The sequence below is a fragment of the Blastococcus sp. OS1-29 genome (assembly GCF_057628075.1).
Genome location: NZ_JBXXJK010000001.1, coordinates 1 through 13818, shown reverse-complemented (window position 1 = coordinate 13818; position 13818 = coordinate 1). Strand labels below are relative to the sequence as shown.

The following is a 13818-nucleotide window of genomic DNA, read 5'->3' as shown; positions in this document are numbered from 1 at the left end:
CGGCGTCCCTCAGTCGTCGGGCAGTTCGGCGCCGCAGGCCGGGCAGCGGGTCGGCGGGTCCTCGTCGGCCAGCCGCCCGCACGCCGGGCAGACCCGCCGGATCCAGCACGCGGGGTCACCGCCCTCCTCGTCGGGCGGTACCTGTCGGGACTCGGTCATGGCTCCAGCTTCCCACTCACGGGCAGTCGCTGGGCTGGCCACTCGATGGACGCGAGGGCCCGGTGCTGCCACCCGTGCCCCCCGATGTCGCCTCCCCGCACTCTCCCCCTGGGGGTGTGACCCTCGCCCAGGGCGCAGCGGTTGTCCAGCTCCGGCTGGGACACTGGGCGCGTGTCCCGCTCCGCTCTCCGCAGCACCGCGCTGACCGCCGCAGCGCTCGCCTTCCCCGTCGGCTGGGTCACCCGCGCCGCCTGGGGCCTGCCGACCGCGCTCGGTGCGCACCGCCACCGGCTCCGCCCCCTGGTCGCCGGCTCACCGCACTGGTCCGAGGGCAAGTTCCACAACACCCTGGAGACCCCCGCGCTGCCCCCGGCGAACACCCGGGACGGCCTGCTGCGGCAGTGGCACGAGGAGCGGCACGTCGGTCTGCCCGGCGGCCCGATCCCGCTCGCGTCCGCCGAGCTCCCGGCCGACGCCGCCGACCTCGCCGTCACCTGGTTCGGCCACGCCAGCGCCCTCCTGGAGGTCGACGGGCACCGCGTGCTGGTCGACCCGGTCTGGGGCTTCCGGGTGTCACCGTCCCCGGTCTTCGGCCCCACCCGCCTGCACGAACCGCCGATCCCGCTGGGGCAACTGCCGCAGGTCGACGCCGTCCTCATCTCGCACGACCACTACGACCACCTCGACCTGCCGACCGTCCGCGCGCTGCTGGCCACCCAGTCCGCGCCGTTCGTCGTCCCGCTGGGGATCGGTGCGCACCTGCGCAAGTGGGGCGTGCCGGACGAGCGCATCGTGGAGCTCGACTGGGACGGCACCACGACCGTCGGCGAGCTGACGCTGACCTGCACCGAGGCGCGGCACTTCTCGGGGCGGTACTTCTACCGCGACACGACGCTGTGGGCCTCGTGGTCGATCGCCGGCCCTCGGCACCGGGTCTTCTTCGGCGGCGACACCGGGTACACGCCGGCCTTCGCCGAGATCGGTGCGCGGCTGGGCCCCTTCGACCTCACCCTGTTGCCGGTCGGCGCCTACAACGACGCGTGGCACGCGATCCACATGGACCCCGAGGAGGCCATGCGCGCGCACGGCGACCTCGGCGGCCAGGTCTTCCTGCCCATCCACTGGGCCACGTTCAACCTCGCGTTCCACCGCTGGGCCGAGCCCGCGCAGCGGGTGGTGGCGGCCGCCGACCGCGTGGGCGCGCAGATCGTCGTCCCGATGCCCGGCCAGCGGATCGACCTGCTCGACCCGCCCCCGACCGAGGACTGGTGGACGGCGGTCGGCTCGGCCGGACCCGAAGCGCACGGCGATGCCGGCCTCGGCAGCGCCGTCCTGGCCCGCACGCTCTCCCGCCTGCTCGCGCTGCTCCCGGACTGACCGCGATGGCAGGAATGACGCCATCGCTGTCATCCCTGCCACTCGTGCGGAGGCGCATCCCGGACGACCATGGGTGCAGCGGCACCGACGCCGCCGACCGAGTTCCTCCAGGGAGGACGCCATGACCGCCGAGCCGAGCCGCACCCCGAAGACCTCTCGCTGGATCCACCGGCCGCGGCGGCACCACTGGCTGGCCGACACCCGCGACCAGGACTTCTCCACCGGGCGGCTGATCCGGGGTTACGGCAAGAGCTGACCCAGCTCGCCCAGGTCCGCCGCCTCGCGCGCCGGCGCCGGGCCGCTCGGGTCCAACCGGTGGCCGGGCCGGCGCAGGCGCACCACGTCGATGCCCGCCTCGATCGCACCACGGACGTCGCGCGCCGACGTCGCCACGTGCAGCAGCCCGCCGCCGGCCCGCCCCCGGGCCCGCCGGTAGATGTCCGGGTGCGGCTTGTAGGCCCGCAGCCTTTCGGAGGTGAGGACGTCGTCATCCGCCACGAGCCCGGCGACCCGGGTGCGGGCGAAGACGTCGTCGTCGACGTTGGACAGGACGCCGATCCGGTACCGCTCCGCCAGGGACGGCAGACCCGCCGCCACGTCCGGCCACAGCGGCCAGTCGCCGACCGACCCCAGCAGAGTGGCGGCGTCCGCCTCCGGGTTCCCGGCCACCCCGAGATCCTCGTAGGTCGCGGCCAGCGCGCGCGTGCAGTGCTCGGCGAACGGGATCCACCGCGGTTCGTCGCGCTGCGAGGCCTTGTTGCGGCGGTCCCACTCCTCGTAGAGCCGCTCGCCGTCGATGTGCCAGCCCCGCGCCGCCGCAATCTCGCCGAGGACGCGCGAGGCGCCCGTGCGCGAGTCGATCAGCGCGCTGAACAGGTCGAACGTGACCAGCCGGTTCACCGCAGGAGCTTCGACATCCGCCGGTCGGCCAGGGGCTTGCCGCCGGTCTGGCACGTCGGGCAGTACTGCAGCGACGTGTCGGCGAAACTCACCTCGCGCACGGTGTCGCCGCAGACCGGGCACGGCAGGCCCGTGCGGGCGTGCACCATCAGCCCGGACCGCTTCTCGCCCTTCATCGTCGCCGCCTTCTGGCCCTGCTGGCGGGCGAGCGCGTCGCGCAGCGTGCCCTGCACGGCGTCGAAGAGACGGACCAGTTCGTCGTCGTCGAGCTTGTTCGCCATCTTGAACGGCGAGATCTTCGCGGCGTGCAGGATCTCGTCGGAGTAGGCGTTGCCGATGCCGGCGAGCAGCGTCTGGTCGGTGAGGGCGCCCTTCAGCTGGCCGCTGCGGCTCGCCATCAGCGCGGCGAACTGCTCGCGGTCGACGGCCAGGGCGTCCGGGCCGAGGCGGGCGATGCCCGGGACCTCGGACGGCGAGCGGACGACGTACACCGCCAGCCCCTTGCGCGTGCCCTGCTCGGTGAGGTCGAAGCCGTTGCCGTCGTCCAGGTGCACGCGCAGCGCCAGCGGGCCCTTGCCCGGCTTCGGCGGGGCCGTCAGCAGCCCGGTGCGCCAGTGCAGCCAGCCCGCGCGCGCGAGGTGGACGATCAGGTGCAGCCCCGAGACGTCGAGGTCGAGGAACTTGCCATGCCGGCCCGCGCCCGTGATCTCCAGGCCGCCGAGCGCCGACAGCGGCGGGTCGAAGGTCTTGATGGCCTGCACCGACGCCAGGTCGGCGCGCGCGAGGACATGGCCGACGGCGTTCTCGCGGAGGAACGCGGCCAGCGCCTCCACCTCGGGCAATTCGGGCACGGGCCGATCATCCCCGGTTCCGGCACCGACCGCCGTCCCCCGATCCGGCGGTTAGTGCACTAACCGCCGCTCATGCGGAGGTGGCGTCGTCCTCGGCGCGGAGGTGAACGGTGGCGCCGGGCTCCTGCCGGGCCTGCTCGGCGACGGCGTGGGCCACCGCGGCCGTCACCTCGGGGTCGAAGACGCTCGGGATGATGTAGTTCGCGTTGAGCTGGTCGTCCCGGACCACGGCGGCCAGGGCGTCGGCCGCGGCGAGCAGCATCCCGTCGCTGATCTCGGTGGCCCGGGCGTCCAGCAGTCCGCGGAACACCCCGGGGAACGCGAGCACGTTGTTGATCTGGTTCGGCAGGTCCGACCGGCCGGACGCGACGATCGTGGCGTACTCACGGGCGCGCACCGGGTCGACCTCCGGCGTCGGGTTGGCCATCGGGAACACGATCGCCTTCGGCGCCATGCGGGCGAGGTCCTCGACGGCGAGCACGTTGCCGGCGCTGACCCCGATGAAGACGTCCGCGCCGGCCAGGGCGTCGGGCAGCTCGCCGTGCTCGCACTCCGGGTTGGTCTGCTGCGCGAGGTCCTTCTTCGCCGGGTTCAGCCGGGCGTCATCCGGGGCGAGGATGCCCTCGCGGTCCCACACGCGCACCTGGCCGGCGCCGGCCTCCAGCAGCAGGTGCACGATCGCCGAGCCGGCGGCACCGCCGCCGGCGACGACGATCTTCACCTCGTCGAGGCGCTTGTCCACGACGCGCAGGGCGTTCTTCAGCGCCGCGAGCGCGACGATCGCCGTCCCGTGCTGGTCGTCGTGGAACACCGGGATGTCGAGCTTCTCGCGCAGCCGGGCCTCGATCTCGAAGCACCGCGGCGCGGCGATGTCCTCGAGGTTGATGCCGCCGAATCCGGGGGCGATCAGCTCCACGGTGCGCACGATCTCGTCGACGTCCTGGGTGTCCAGGCAGATCGGCCACGCGTCGATGTCGCCGAACCGCTTGAACAGCGCCGCCTTGCCCTCCATCACCGGCATCGCCGCGCCGGGCCCGATGTTGCCCAGCCCGAGGACGGCGGACCCGTCGGTGACGACGGCGACGGTGTTGCCCTTGATCGTCAGGCGGCGGACGTCCTCCGGGTGATCGGCCAGCGCCAGGCAGACCCGCGCCACACCGGGCGTGTAGGCCATCGACAGGTCGTCGCGGGTCTTCAACGGCACCCGGGAGTTGACCTCGATCTTCCCGCCGAGGTGCAGCAGGAAGGTGCGGTCGCTGACCTTGCGGACCTTGACACCGGGCACGTTGCGCAGCGCCTCGACCATCTCCTCGGAGTGGGCGGCGTCGGCGGCGGAACAGGTGACGTCGACGGTGAGCCCGTCCGAGCGGCTGTCTACTACGTCGATGGCGGTGACCGCGCCACCGGCGGACCCCACGGCGGTGGCGATGCGGCCGATGCTGGCCGGGTCGCCGTCGGCGGTCAGCCGGACGGTGATCGAGTAGGAGGCCGAGGTGACCGGGCCGCGGGGGGTGCTGGCGGCGGTGGGCAGGGCGGAGGGCGCGATGTCGTGGCTCATGACAGCAGCCATCGTCTCACCGCGAACCGCCCGGCTCAGCCCGCGGGACGGGAGATCTTCCCCTCAGCCTGCGCCTTGAGGCCCGCGCAGAACTGGCGGAAGGACGGGTTGAGGTCCGGCGTCCGGCGGTCGAGCAGGACGGCGAGCGGGCCGGTGTGGTCCTCGCGGACGGAGAGCACCGTGCCGCCGTCCTCCTGCGCGTCGAGGGCGTAGGTGCGCTCGATGGTGGCCGTCCCGAACGGCAGCCCCGCCCGCCAGCGCATCGCCTCCTCCGGGCGGATCTCGGTGACGGTGACCTGGAACGGCTTGCTGCGGATCATCGTCGCGACGATGGTCAGCGTCTCCCCGAGCGCGACCCGGCCCTCCACGCGGTCGACCCCGGAGTCCCAGTCCCGCCAGCCGCGGACGTCGGTCAGCAGGGCCCAGACGTCCGTGGGGCTCGCGTCGATGCGGGTGACCGCCTCGTAGCTCCTCACGCCGGGGAGTCTCCTCCGCCCGGGAGCCCCCGGCCAGGGATGCCGAGCCGGAGCCGCGGCGGAACGGCGCCCCCGGAGCGGGCCCAGCGGATCAGCCCCTCGACGTCGACCCCGTGCGGCGGCGACGCGGCGTAGCCGGCGATGTTGCCGGCGCCGCGCTCGAGCAGGGTCGCCGCGCCGGTCGGGTTGCCGCGCAGCGCGTGGGTCAGCCCGACGGCGAGCTGGGCGAGCCCGCGCCACAGCTCGCGCTCCTCCTCCGGGGCGGACTTCCACGCATCCTCGAGCACCTCGTGCGCGTGGAAGGGCCGGCCCGCGTCGAGCAGGGCCTGCGCCTCGACCAGCGCCTGGTCGGGCGGGCGGACGACGCCCTCCGGGGCGCGCTCCTCTCCTTCGACACCGTAGGGCAGGGGCCGGCCGAGGGCGTCCCGCGGTCGAGCGTTGCGCGCGCGGCCCTGGGCGTCCCGGTCCCGGCCACTGGTCATGGGGTCGATCCTCCCCCAACTACCGTGAGGCCGTGCTTCCCCACGAGGACCTCGGCGCCGCCTGGCGCAAGGCCCGCCCCCGCCCGGCCGGCCGGCATCTGGACAGCGCCGCCTGCAGCCGGCAGAGCCACCGCGCGCTCGAGGCCGCCGCGCACCACGCGCGGCACGAGGCGGAGCTGGGCGGCTACGTGGCCGAGGCGGCGTCCGACGACCTGCTCCAGCAGGGGCGCTCGGTGATCGGCGGCCTGGCGGGGATGGCCGCCGCAGACGTCGCGTTCGTCGAGTCGGCCCAGGCCGCCTTCGTCGCGCTGCTCTCCGGCTGGCGGCTGCCGGCGGGGTCGCGGGTCGCCTGCCTGCCCGGCGAGTACGCCCCCAACATCGCCCAACTGCGCGCACACGGCCTGCGCCCGGTGCCTCTGCCCGCCGACGGCATCGGCCGGGCGGACCTCGACGGGGTCGAGCGGCTGCTGGCCGACGACCCGCCGTCCTTCGTGCACCTGACCCACATCCCGAGTCACCGCGGTCTGCTCCAGCCGGCCGCCGAGGTCGCCGCCCTCTGCCGCACGGCCGGCGTGCCCCTGGTGCTCGACGCGGCCCAGTCGCTCGGCCACGCCGACACCGACCTCGGCGCGGACGTCGTCTACAGCACCTCCCGCAAGTGGCTGGCCGGTCCGCGCGGGGTCGGCGTCCTCTGCGTGCGCCCGGCGCTCGCCGCGCAGCTCACCCCAGTGCTGCCCGAGCCGGAGGGGGTGCCGGTGATGCGGGCGTTCGAGTCCGGGGAGGCACACGTGGCCGGACGCGTGGGCCTGGTGGTCGCCGTCGGCGAGCACCTGGCCGGGATCCCCGACCGGGTGCGCGAGCGGCTGGGCGCGATCGGCCGCGTGACGCGCGAGGTGCTCGACGGCGTCGACGGCTGGCGGGTCATCGAGCCGTTCGACGAGCCGACGGCGACCACGACGCTCATCCCGCCCGACGGCGTCGACGTCGTCGGCGCCCGCACCCGGCTGCTCACCGAGCACGGCATCGTCACCAGCGCGATCGGCCCGGAGCGGGCGCCGGGGGAGATGACCGGCCCGGTGCTGCGCGTCTCCCCGCACCTCGACGCCACGATCGACGACCTGGAGGCCCTCGCCGCCGCCCTCTGAACGACGGTCAGTGCACTAACCGTCGCCGACGGCCGCCTGGATGCGCTCGGAGACGCGGCGGTGCACGGCGAGCTGCTCCTCGAGCCCGCCGTGCACCGGGACGCCGTCCTCGACGACGAGCCGCCCCCCGACGACCGTGTGCCGGGCCGCGACCGGCCCGCAGCGCAGCCACGCCTCGACCGGGTCCGACAGCGCACCGGCGAACTGCGCGCCGTCCAGGGCCCAGACGACTAGGTCACCGCACGCCCCGACCGACAGCTGCCCGATCTCCCCGGACCGCCCGAGGCAGGCCGCGCCGCCGCGGGTGGCGATCTCGAGCGCATCGCGCGCCGACATCGACCCCGCCCCCAGGCGCAGCTTGCCCTGCAGCATCGCCGTCCGGGCCTCGAGCCAGAGCGAGGCGGAGTCCGCGGACGCCGAGCCGTCGACCCCGAGGCCGACCGGCGCGCCCGCGGCCCGCAGCTCGCCCACCGGCGACAGGCCGCTGCCCAGGATCATGTTGGACGACGGGCAGTGCGCCGCGCCGACCCGCGCGGCGCCCAGCCGGGTGACCTCTTCGGGGTTCGGCCAGACCACGTGCGCCAGCCACACCCGGTCGCTCAGCCAGCCGACGTCGGACAGGTAGTCGACCGGACGGCGACCGAACCGGGCGAGGCAGAACTCGTCCTCGTCCTGCGTCTCGCACAGGTGGGTGTGCAGCCGGACGTCGAGCTGCTCGGCCAGCTCCGCCGTCCGGACCATCAGCGACGTCGAGACGGTGAACGGCGAGCAGGGGGCGAGCGCGATCCGGGTCATCGCGAGCGGGTCACGGTCGTGGTGCGCCTCGACCAGCCGCTGCGACTCGGCCAGGATCTCGTCGTCGTCCTGCACGACGCTGTCCGGCGGCAGCCCGCCGTCCTTGACCGACAGGGACATCGACCCGCGGGTCGGGGAGAACCGGATGCCCAGGTCGCGGGCGGCCGCGATCTCGGCCGCGATCAGGTCGCCGGCGCCGCGGGGGTGCACGTACAGGTGGTCGGTGGACGTGGTGCAGCCGCCGAGCGCCAGCTCGGTCAGCCCGACGTACGCCGAGACGTACGCGGCCTCCTCGTCCAGCCGCGACCAGAGCGGGTAGAGCGTGACGAGCCAGTCGAACAGGCCACCGGTCAGCGCCGGCGCGAACGCCCGGGTCAGGTTCTGGTACAGGTGGTGGTGGGTGTTGACCAGGCCCGGCGTCACCAGGCAGCCGCGCGCGTCGATCGTGCGGACGGCGTCCGGCGGCGGGTCACCCGGTCCGCCCAGCCCGCTGATCGCTCCGCCCGTGACCGCGACCCACCCGCCGGGGATCTCGGTTCCGGCGTCGTCGACGGTCGCGACGAGCTCGGCGTCGGTGATCAGCAGGTCCGCGCGCTCCGGGGTGTCCACGGGGGCATCCTGCCCGTCCCTCTCACCCGGACGGCTGGTCGTCGACGTGGATGTCGAACGTGGCGCTGGTGCCCTTCACCTCGTTCACCTTGACCGAGACGCCGTACTCGGTCGGGTCGTCGGGGGCGGTGAGCGTGCACCGGGTCGTCGCACCGACCTCGGCCTTGACGTCGTCCGGGCAGCTGATGGAGGGCCGGACGCCGATCTGGTGCTCGAGCGCGTCCTCCGCCTTGGTGGCGACCTCGTCGGCGGTCAGCACGGCGGTGTCCCCGCAGGCCGACAGGCCGGCGAGCAGGACGGGGACGGCGGCCATCAGGGGAAGGCGGCGGGGCACGGCGGCTCCTCGGAGGCGGTGGTGCGCGACCCTAGCCGCGGCACCCGTGGCCGCCCACCGTTTCCCGCGCGGGCTCAGCCGGCCGGCCCGTCGAGCAGCCTCGCCACCGCCGGGGGCAGCTCCCCGGACACCGGACGCGAGCGGATCAGCCGGCCGGCCTCCTGCGGGGGCAGTCCGACGGCACCGAGCACCTCGAGCGCCTGGACGTCGGGCAGCGCGTCGAACCACCGCCGTCCGAGTGCCGCGCGTCCGGCCGGGGTGGGACGGCCCCACAGCCGAAGCCGCGCCATGCCGCCGTCCGGATACACATCGAGTCGCACCCGGGTGACGCCCGGCGCGCCCTCGACGACGAACCGGTGCCGGGTGTCGGGCTGCAGCCGGGTGCGGGGCAGCAGCTGCACCTCGCCGTGGGAACCGAGCCCGGTCAGCGCGGCGGTACCCGGGGCGTTGCCGAGGAAGTAGGAGGTGTCCAGTTCGGCGAGGGTGACGACGCCCTCGCACGCCAGCGCCACCTCGACCCAGTCGTTGCCCGAGTCCCGACGGCGGGCGGTCTCCCAGCCCTCGCCCATCGAGCGGGCCAGCCCCCGGGCGATCAGCTGCGCGGGCCGGCCGTAGAACTCGTTGCTGACTGCCGTGATCCGGCCGCCGTTCTCGAGCGCGGCGAGGTCGAACGGGCCGGTGTCGACCAGGCGCGGGTCGGGCAGCACCGTGCCGTGCACCCGCAGCCGGGCGACCCCGCCGTCCGGATGGATGTTGAGCCGCACGTGGGTGATGCGGCGGTCGGAGTAGACCGGGAAGTAGTTGGACTTGTTGCCGGCGAGGTCGGTCAGCGGCAGCAGCGGCTGCCAGTCGGCCCGGAGCAGCTCGTCGACCGAGCAGTGCCCTTCGATCGCGGCCCCGTCGACGGAGGCGCGCGACGGGTAGTTGCCACTGAAGAACGCGGTGTCGACGACGACCCCGGCCACGACGCCGGGCGCCCCGAGCCGGACGATCGCCCAGTCGTGCCCGGGTGTGCGACGGCGCCGGGTCTCCCACCCGTCGTACTCCTTGCCCTTGTGACCGAACGCCGTCCGTTCGGCGGGTGGCTCGGGCAGCACGAGGTTCTCCTTGGCCGCGAAGAACTCGTCGTTGGCGGCAACCACCGCCCCGCCCAGCGCGCGGCTCGCCAGGTCGGGCAGACGGGCGAAGTCGGTCATCGGACTCCCTGTTGCGGTCGGGATCGGCGCGGATCACTGTGGCACGTGCGGGGCCCACCCACTTGCGACTCTTCCGGAGCAGCCATGACCACGCCCGATCGCCCTGACTCCAAAGCAGACCTCGAAGCCCGCGCCAAGGAGTACGTCGAAGACCTGCCGGCGGAGACCGCGCTCGGAAACCCCGACCCCGAGGGCGGCAGCGACGCCGACCCGAAGAAGTTCGACGAGAGCGGCACGAAGGGCAGCGAGGCCTAGCCCCGCTCGAGCAGCCGGCCGATCGGTGACCCGTCGGGCGGCCGCCCCCCCAGCCCCCCCCGGCGGCCGCCCGCCCCCGCAGCCACGTCCGGCGGACGGCGCCCGTCAGGGGCCGGCCGGTGTAGGGCGTGACCGGGTTGCGGTGCTCGAGATCGCCGACCGTCCACCGTTCCTCGGGAGCGAAGGCCACCAGGTCGGCGTCCTTGCCGACGGCGATCGCGCCCTTTCCGGACAGTCCGGCGAGCCGGGCCGGCGCCGTGGCCATCCAGCCGGCGACGGCGTCGAGCCCGATTCCCCGTGCCTGGGCGCCGGTCCACACGACCGGCAGGGCGACCTGGAGCGAGGCGATCCCGCCCCAGGCGGCACCGAAGTCGCCCTCGTCGAGCCGCTTGAGGTCCGGGGTGCAGGGGGAGTGGTCGCTGACCACCAGGTCGATGTCGCCGTCTTCGAGGGCGGCCCAGAGCGCGTCGCGGTGGGTCCGCTCGCGGATCGGCGGGCAACACTTGAAGGACGTCGCCCCGTCGGGCACCTCCTCGGCGGCGAACGTCAGGTAGTGGGGGCAGGTCTCCACGCTGATCCGCACCCCGTCCGCCCGGGCCTGCCGCAGCAGCGGCAGGGCGTCGCCGTCCGCGAGGTGGACGACGTGCACGCGCGCCCCGGTGTCGCGGGCGGCCGCCACCAGCCCGCCGATCGCCGTCTCCTCGGCCGCACCGGGCCGTGAAGCGAGGAAGGCGGCATAGCTGGCGCCCTCGGGTTCCGGTGCGGCCTCGATGACGGCGGCGTCCTCGGCGTGCGCGATGAGCAACCCCTCGACCGCGGCCAGCTCGGCGAGCGCCGCGCGCAGTCCGGCGTCGTCCAGCGGGGGGAACTCCGGCACTCCGGAGTCGAGCAGGAAGCACTTGAACCCGACGACGCCGGCGGCCAGGAGTGGCCGCAGCTGGTCGACGTTCCCGGGTACGGCGCCGCCCCAGAAGGCCACGTCGGCCGCGACCTGGCCCTTCGCCGCGTCCCGTTTCACGTGCAACGCCTCGACGGAGGTCGTCGCGGGGATCGAGTTCAGGGGCATGTCGACGATCGTCGTGACGCCACCGGCGATCGCGGCGCGGGTCGCGGAGGCGAAGCCCTCCCAGGCGGTGCGCCCGGGCTCGTTGACGTGCACATGGCTGTCGACCAGGCCGGGCAGCAGCGCCTCGTCGTCGGCCAGGGTGACGGCGTGGGCGGGCGCGTCGTCGTACGCCGTGACGGCGATGATCCGGCCGCCTGCCGTGTGCACCGCAGCCGGCCGGACGCCGTCCGGCAGCACGACACGCCCGCCTCGGACGACGAGCCGGCCGCTGACCTCGTTCTCCACGGTGGATGCATAGGCCAGTCGGGGCGCCGGTGGCAACCGACGCGCCTCTTGCGCCGGACCCCTCGCGCTTCTATGGTTCATTACATGAGTAACGAACCCAGGGACCATGCGCGCCCTGGCTGGAGCCGGCGATGAACGAGGACGCCGGACCGATCTTCCGCCAGGTGGCGGCAGAGATCGAGAACGCGATCGTCGACGGATCCCTGGCCGAGGAGAGCCAGGCGCCGTCGTCGAACGAGCTGGCCGCCTTCCACCGCATCAACCCCGCCACCGCGGCGAAGGGCCTGAACCAGCTGGTCACCGACGGGGTGCTCTACAAGAGACGAGGAGTCGGGATGTTCGTGGCAACCGGCGCTCGCGAGCAGCTGCTCAAGCGGCGGCGCAGCGAGTTCGCCGACCAGTACCTGCGCCCCCTGATGACGGAGGCGACCAAGCTCGGCATCTCCACCCGGGAGCTCGCCACCATGATCGACCGCTGGGAGGACCCCCGATGACCGCCGCCGCCACCCTGGACGACGTCACCATGCGCTTCCGCGAGCACACGGCCCTCGATCGCGTGAGCACCGTCATCGAGCAGGACGCGATCACCGGGCTCCTCGGACGCAACGGCGCCGGGAAGACCACGCTGATGCAGCTGCTGGCGGGCCATCGGGTGCCGACCAGCGGCCGCGTCGAGGTGTTCGGCGGCCGGCCGTTCGAGAACGATGCCGTCCTGGGGCGCATCTGCTTCATCAAGGAGGGGCAGCGCTATCCCGACCACTTCCGGGTCCGCGACGCCCTGGACAGTGCGGCGCTCATGTTCCCCGCCTGGGACGGCGCCCTGGCACGGTCGCTGGTGCGCGACTTCGACCTGCCGCTGGGGCGTCCGATCAAGAAGCTGTCGCGCGGCATGACGTCCGCGGTCGGCATCGTCATCGGGCTCGCGTCGCGCGCACCGGTCACCCTCTTCGACGAGCCGTATCTCGGCCTGGACGCCGTGGCGCGGCAGCTGTTCTACGACCGGCTGCTGGCCGCCTACGCGGAGGACCCCCGCACCGTCGTCCTCTCGACCCACCTGATCGAGGAGATCTCCGGCCTGCTGGAGCGCGTCCTGCTCATCGAACGGGGCCGGGTGCTGCTCGACACCGACGCGGAGGCGCTGCGCGGAAGTGCCCTGACGGTGACCGGGCCGCGCGACGCCGTGGCCGTCTTCGCCGGCCGGCACGAGCTGTTGCACACCGAGACACTCGGTGGCCACAGCCGGGCGGTCGTCCGCCTGCTCGGACCGGTGGACGGCGTCGCCGAAGCCGGGCTGCACACCGAGCCCACCACCCTGCAGCAGCTCGTCGTGGCGATGAGCCTGCACATCGACCGCACCCGGTCCGACCACCGGGCTCACGACCTCGAGGAGATGCCCCGATGAACCGCGTGCTCGCTGCGGCGCGCCTGCAGCTGATCCATCCGGCCGCCATCCTCGGCATCCCGTGGGCGATCGCGGCGTCCAGTTTCGTCATCAACTGGGGCGTCTGGTCGCTCGCCGGCCTCGGCGATCAACCCGATGCCTTCACCGGCGGGGTGGCCTCGCTCTACGTCACGGTGGCCGTGGTGTTCGTCCAGGCGGTCACCCAGTTGCTGCCGTTCGCGATGGCGATGAGCCTGAGCCGCCGTACCTACTGGTTGAGCATCTCGCTGGTCGGAGTCGGCTCGGCGCTCGCATACGGCGTGGCCCTCACGATCCTCAGCAGGCTGGAGAGGGCGACCGGCGGATGGGGTGTGGGCCTGGACTTCTGGACGCCGCCTGCCATCCGGGCGGACAACGTCTTGTTGCAGGTCCTGGTGTCCGGCGCCCCGATGCTGGCCTGCATCTTCGCCGGTATCGGCTTCGGCGTGGTGTCCAAGCGCTGGGGCCCCTCCGGCGTGTGGGGCTTCATCATCGTGGCCATGCTGGCGCTGGGCGGGCTGGTCTCGCTCATCACCTGGCTGCGGGCCTGGGGCAGCATCGGGACGTGGCTGACCGGCCAGTCGCTCGCCACGCTCGCCGTCGGCTTACCGGTAGCCCTGGCCCTCGTCCTCGCCGCGGCCACATTCCGCGGTATCCGCCGAGTCGTCCCCTGACCGCGGCGGCGGCTTGTGCACTAACCGCCGCGACGGTTAGTGCACAAACCGCCGTCCGCCGTTGTTTCCGGGGACGACGAAGGGGCCCCAGCCTGTCGGCTGGGGCCCCTTCGGGAATGGTTGTCCGGCGGCGTCCTACTCTCCCACCCCGTCTCCAGGGCAGTACCATCGGCGCTGAGAGGCTTAGCTTCCGGGTTCGGAATGAGACCGGGCGTTTCCCTCTCGCCATGGCCGCC

16 protein-coding genes, 1 rRNA gene and 1 pseudogene are annotated in these 13818 nt (G+C 73.8%); 7 read left to right on the top strand and 11 right to left on the bottom strand.

Features of this window, described 5'->3' with window-relative positions; genetic code table 11:
- Positions 1-9: 9 nt before the first annotated feature.
- Positions 10-159 (bottom strand): hypothetical protein, encoded by a 150-nt coding sequence (locus AC2H4J_RS00090; RefSeq protein WP_487462782.1) that lies wholly within the window; start codon positions 157-159, stop codon positions 10-12.
- A 171-nt stretch (positions 160-330) separates the two neighbouring features.
- Between AC2H4J_RS00090 and AC2H4J_RS00085 the strand changes: the two genes are divergently transcribed.
- Both AC2H4J_RS00085 and AC2H4J_RS00080 read left to right on the top strand, forming a co-directional pair.
- On the top strand, positions 331-1536 hold the full coding sequence (locus AC2H4J_RS00085; RefSeq protein WP_487462781.1) for an MBL fold metallo-hydrolase: 1206 nt from the start codon (positions 331-333) through the stop codon (positions 1534-1536).
- A gap of 121 nt (positions 1537-1657) precedes the next feature.
- Positions 1658-1792, top strand: coding sequence for a hypothetical protein (locus AC2H4J_RS00080; protein WP_487462780.1), 135 nt, complete (start codon positions 1658-1660; stop codon positions 1790-1792).
- Here AC2H4J_RS00080 and AC2H4J_RS00075 read toward each other — a convergent pair.
- The 5 genes from AC2H4J_RS00075 to AC2H4J_RS00055 form a co-directional block, all read right to left on the bottom strand.
- Positions 1777-2436, bottom strand: coding sequence for an HAD family hydrolase (locus tag AC2H4J_RS00075; RefSeq protein ID WP_487462779.1), 660 nt, complete (start codon positions 2434-2436; stop codon positions 1777-1779). The two genes, AC2H4J_RS00080 and AC2H4J_RS00075, sit on opposite strands and share 16 nt — an antisense overlap.
- Positions 2433-3287: an Fpg/Nei family DNA glycosylase gene (locus AC2H4J_RS00070; RefSeq protein ID WP_487462778.1), complete on the bottom strand. Its 855-nt coding sequence runs from the start codon at positions 3285-3287 to the stop codon at positions 2433-2435. Before AC2H4J_RS00070 ends, AC2H4J_RS00075 begins: the two co-directional genes overlap by 4 nt.
- A 70-nt stretch (positions 3288-3357) precedes the next feature.
- Positions 3358-4857, bottom strand: a complete 1500-nt coding sequence (locus tag AC2H4J_RS00065; RefSeq protein WP_487462777.1) for an NAD-dependent malic enzyme — start codon at positions 4855-4857, stop codon at positions 3358-3360.
- Positions 4858-4880: 23 nt separating this feature from the next.
- Complete coding sequence (locus tag AC2H4J_RS00060) at positions 4881-5321, bottom strand: SRPBCC domain-containing protein (protein ID WP_487462776.1); 441 nt, start codon at positions 5319-5321, stop codon at positions 4881-4883.
- On the bottom strand, positions 5318-5803 hold the full coding sequence (locus AC2H4J_RS00055; protein ID WP_487462775.1) for a DUF309 domain-containing protein: 486 nt from the start codon (positions 5801-5803) through the stop codon (positions 5318-5320). Before AC2H4J_RS00055 ends, AC2H4J_RS00060 begins: the two co-directional genes overlap by 4 nt.
- 32 nt (positions 5804-5835) lie before the next feature.
- Between AC2H4J_RS00055 and egtE the strand changes: the two genes are divergently transcribed.
- The gene (gene egtE / locus AC2H4J_RS00050; RefSeq protein WP_487462774.1) at positions 5836-6948 is read left to right on the top strand and encodes an ergothioneine biosynthesis PLP-dependent enzyme EgtE; all 1113 of its coding nucleotides are present in this window, start codon (positions 5836-5838) and stop codon (positions 6946-6948) included.
- 15 nt (positions 6949-6963) lie between these two features.
- On the opposite strand, the gene AC2H4J_RS00045 is transcribed toward egtE, so the two are convergent.
- From AC2H4J_RS00045 to alc, 3 genes are all read right to left on the bottom strand, one after another.
- Positions 6964-8352, bottom strand: coding sequence for an 8-oxoguanine deaminase (locus tag AC2H4J_RS00045; RefSeq protein ID WP_487462773.1), 1389 nt, complete (start codon positions 8350-8352; stop codon positions 6964-6966).
- 22 nt (positions 8353-8374) lie between these two features.
- On the bottom strand, positions 8375-8686 hold the full coding sequence (locus AC2H4J_RS00040) for a DUF4333 domain-containing protein (RefSeq protein WP_487463684.1): 312 nt from the start codon (positions 8684-8686) through the stop codon (positions 8375-8377).
- Between the two features lie 74 nt (positions 8687-8760).
- Positions 8761-9882, bottom strand: coding sequence for an allantoicase (gene alc, locus AC2H4J_RS00035; protein ID WP_487462772.1), 1122 nt, complete (start codon positions 9880-9882; stop codon positions 8761-8763).
- Between the two features lie 84 nt (positions 9883-9966).
- Between alc and AC2H4J_RS00030 the strand changes: the two genes are divergently transcribed.
- On the top strand, positions 9967-10137 hold the full coding sequence (locus AC2H4J_RS00030) for a hypothetical protein (RefSeq protein ID WP_487462771.1): 171 nt from the start codon (positions 9967-9969) through the stop codon (positions 10135-10137).
- A 124-nt stretch (positions 10138-10261) separates the two neighbouring features.
- Here the strand turns inward: AC2H4J_RS00030 and allB are convergent.
- A pseudogene (allB, locus tag AC2H4J_RS00025) lies at positions 10262-11569 on the bottom strand (allantoinase AllB); the annotation flags it as partial.
- A gap of 50 nt (positions 11570-11619) precedes the next feature.
- Here allB and AC2H4J_RS00020 point away from each other — a divergent pair.
- From AC2H4J_RS00020 to AC2H4J_RS00010, 3 genes are read left to right on the top strand one after another with little or no spacing between them, the layout of a single operon-like run.
- Positions 11620-11982 carry a GntR family transcriptional regulator gene (locus AC2H4J_RS00020; protein ID WP_487462770.1) on the top strand — a complete coding sequence of 121 codons (363 nt, stop codon included), beginning with the start codon at positions 11620-11622 and terminating at the stop codon, positions 11980-11982.
- On the top strand, positions 11979-12890 hold the full coding sequence (locus AC2H4J_RS00015; protein ID WP_487462769.1) for an ATP-binding cassette domain-containing protein: 912 nt from the start codon (positions 11979-11981) through the stop codon (positions 12888-12890). The genes AC2H4J_RS00020 and AC2H4J_RS00015 overlap by 4 nt, the downstream gene beginning before the upstream one ends.
- Positions 12887-13582: a hypothetical protein gene (locus AC2H4J_RS00010; protein ID WP_487462768.1), complete on the top strand. Its 696-nt coding sequence runs from the start codon at positions 12887-12889 to the stop codon at positions 13580-13582. Before AC2H4J_RS00015 ends, AC2H4J_RS00010 begins: the two co-directional genes overlap by 4 nt.
- 122 nt (positions 13583-13704) lie before the next feature.
- Here the strand turns inward: AC2H4J_RS00010 and rrf are convergent.
- Positions 13705-13818 (bottom strand): 5S ribosomal RNA (rrf, locus tag AC2H4J_RS00005); the annotation flags it as partial.

Excerpts from the sequence above, each read along its gene's own strand:
- AC2H4J_RS00080 (WP_487462780.1), top strand. The coding sequence starts at position 1,658 with ATGACCGCCGAGCCGAGCCGCACCCCGAAGACCTCTCGCTGGATCCAC.
- AC2H4J_RS00090 (WP_487462782.1), bottom strand. The coding sequence starts at position 159 with ATGACCGAGTCCCGACAGGTACCGCCCGACGAGGAGGGCGGTGACCCC.
- AC2H4J_RS00015 (WP_487462769.1), top strand. The coding sequence starts at position 11,979 with ATGACCGCCGCCGCCACCCTGGACGACGTCACCATGCGCTTCCGCGAG.
- AC2H4J_RS00020 (WP_487462770.1), top strand. The coding sequence starts at position 11,620 with ATGAACGAGGACGCCGGACCGATCTTCCGCCAGGTGGCGGCAGAGATC.
- AC2H4J_RS00055 (WP_487462775.1), bottom strand. The coding sequence starts at position 5,803 with ATGACCAGTGGCCGGGACCGGGACGCCCAGGGCCGCGCGCGCAACGCT.
- alc (WP_487462772.1), bottom strand. The coding sequence starts at position 9,882 with ATGACCGACTTCGCCCGTCTGCCCGACCTGGCGAGCCGCGCGCTGGGC.
- AC2H4J_RS00030 (WP_487462771.1), top strand. The coding sequence starts at position 9,967 with ATGACCACGCCCGATCGCCCTGACTCCAAAGCAGACCTCGAAGCCCGC.
- AC2H4J_RS00010 (WP_487462768.1), top strand. The coding sequence starts at position 12,887 with ATGAACCGCGTGCTCGCTGCGGCGCGCCTGCAGCTGATCCATCCGGCC.
- AC2H4J_RS00065 (WP_487462777.1), bottom strand. The coding sequence starts at position 4,857 with ATGGCTGCTGTCATGAGCCACGACATCGCGCCCTCCGCCCTGCCCACC.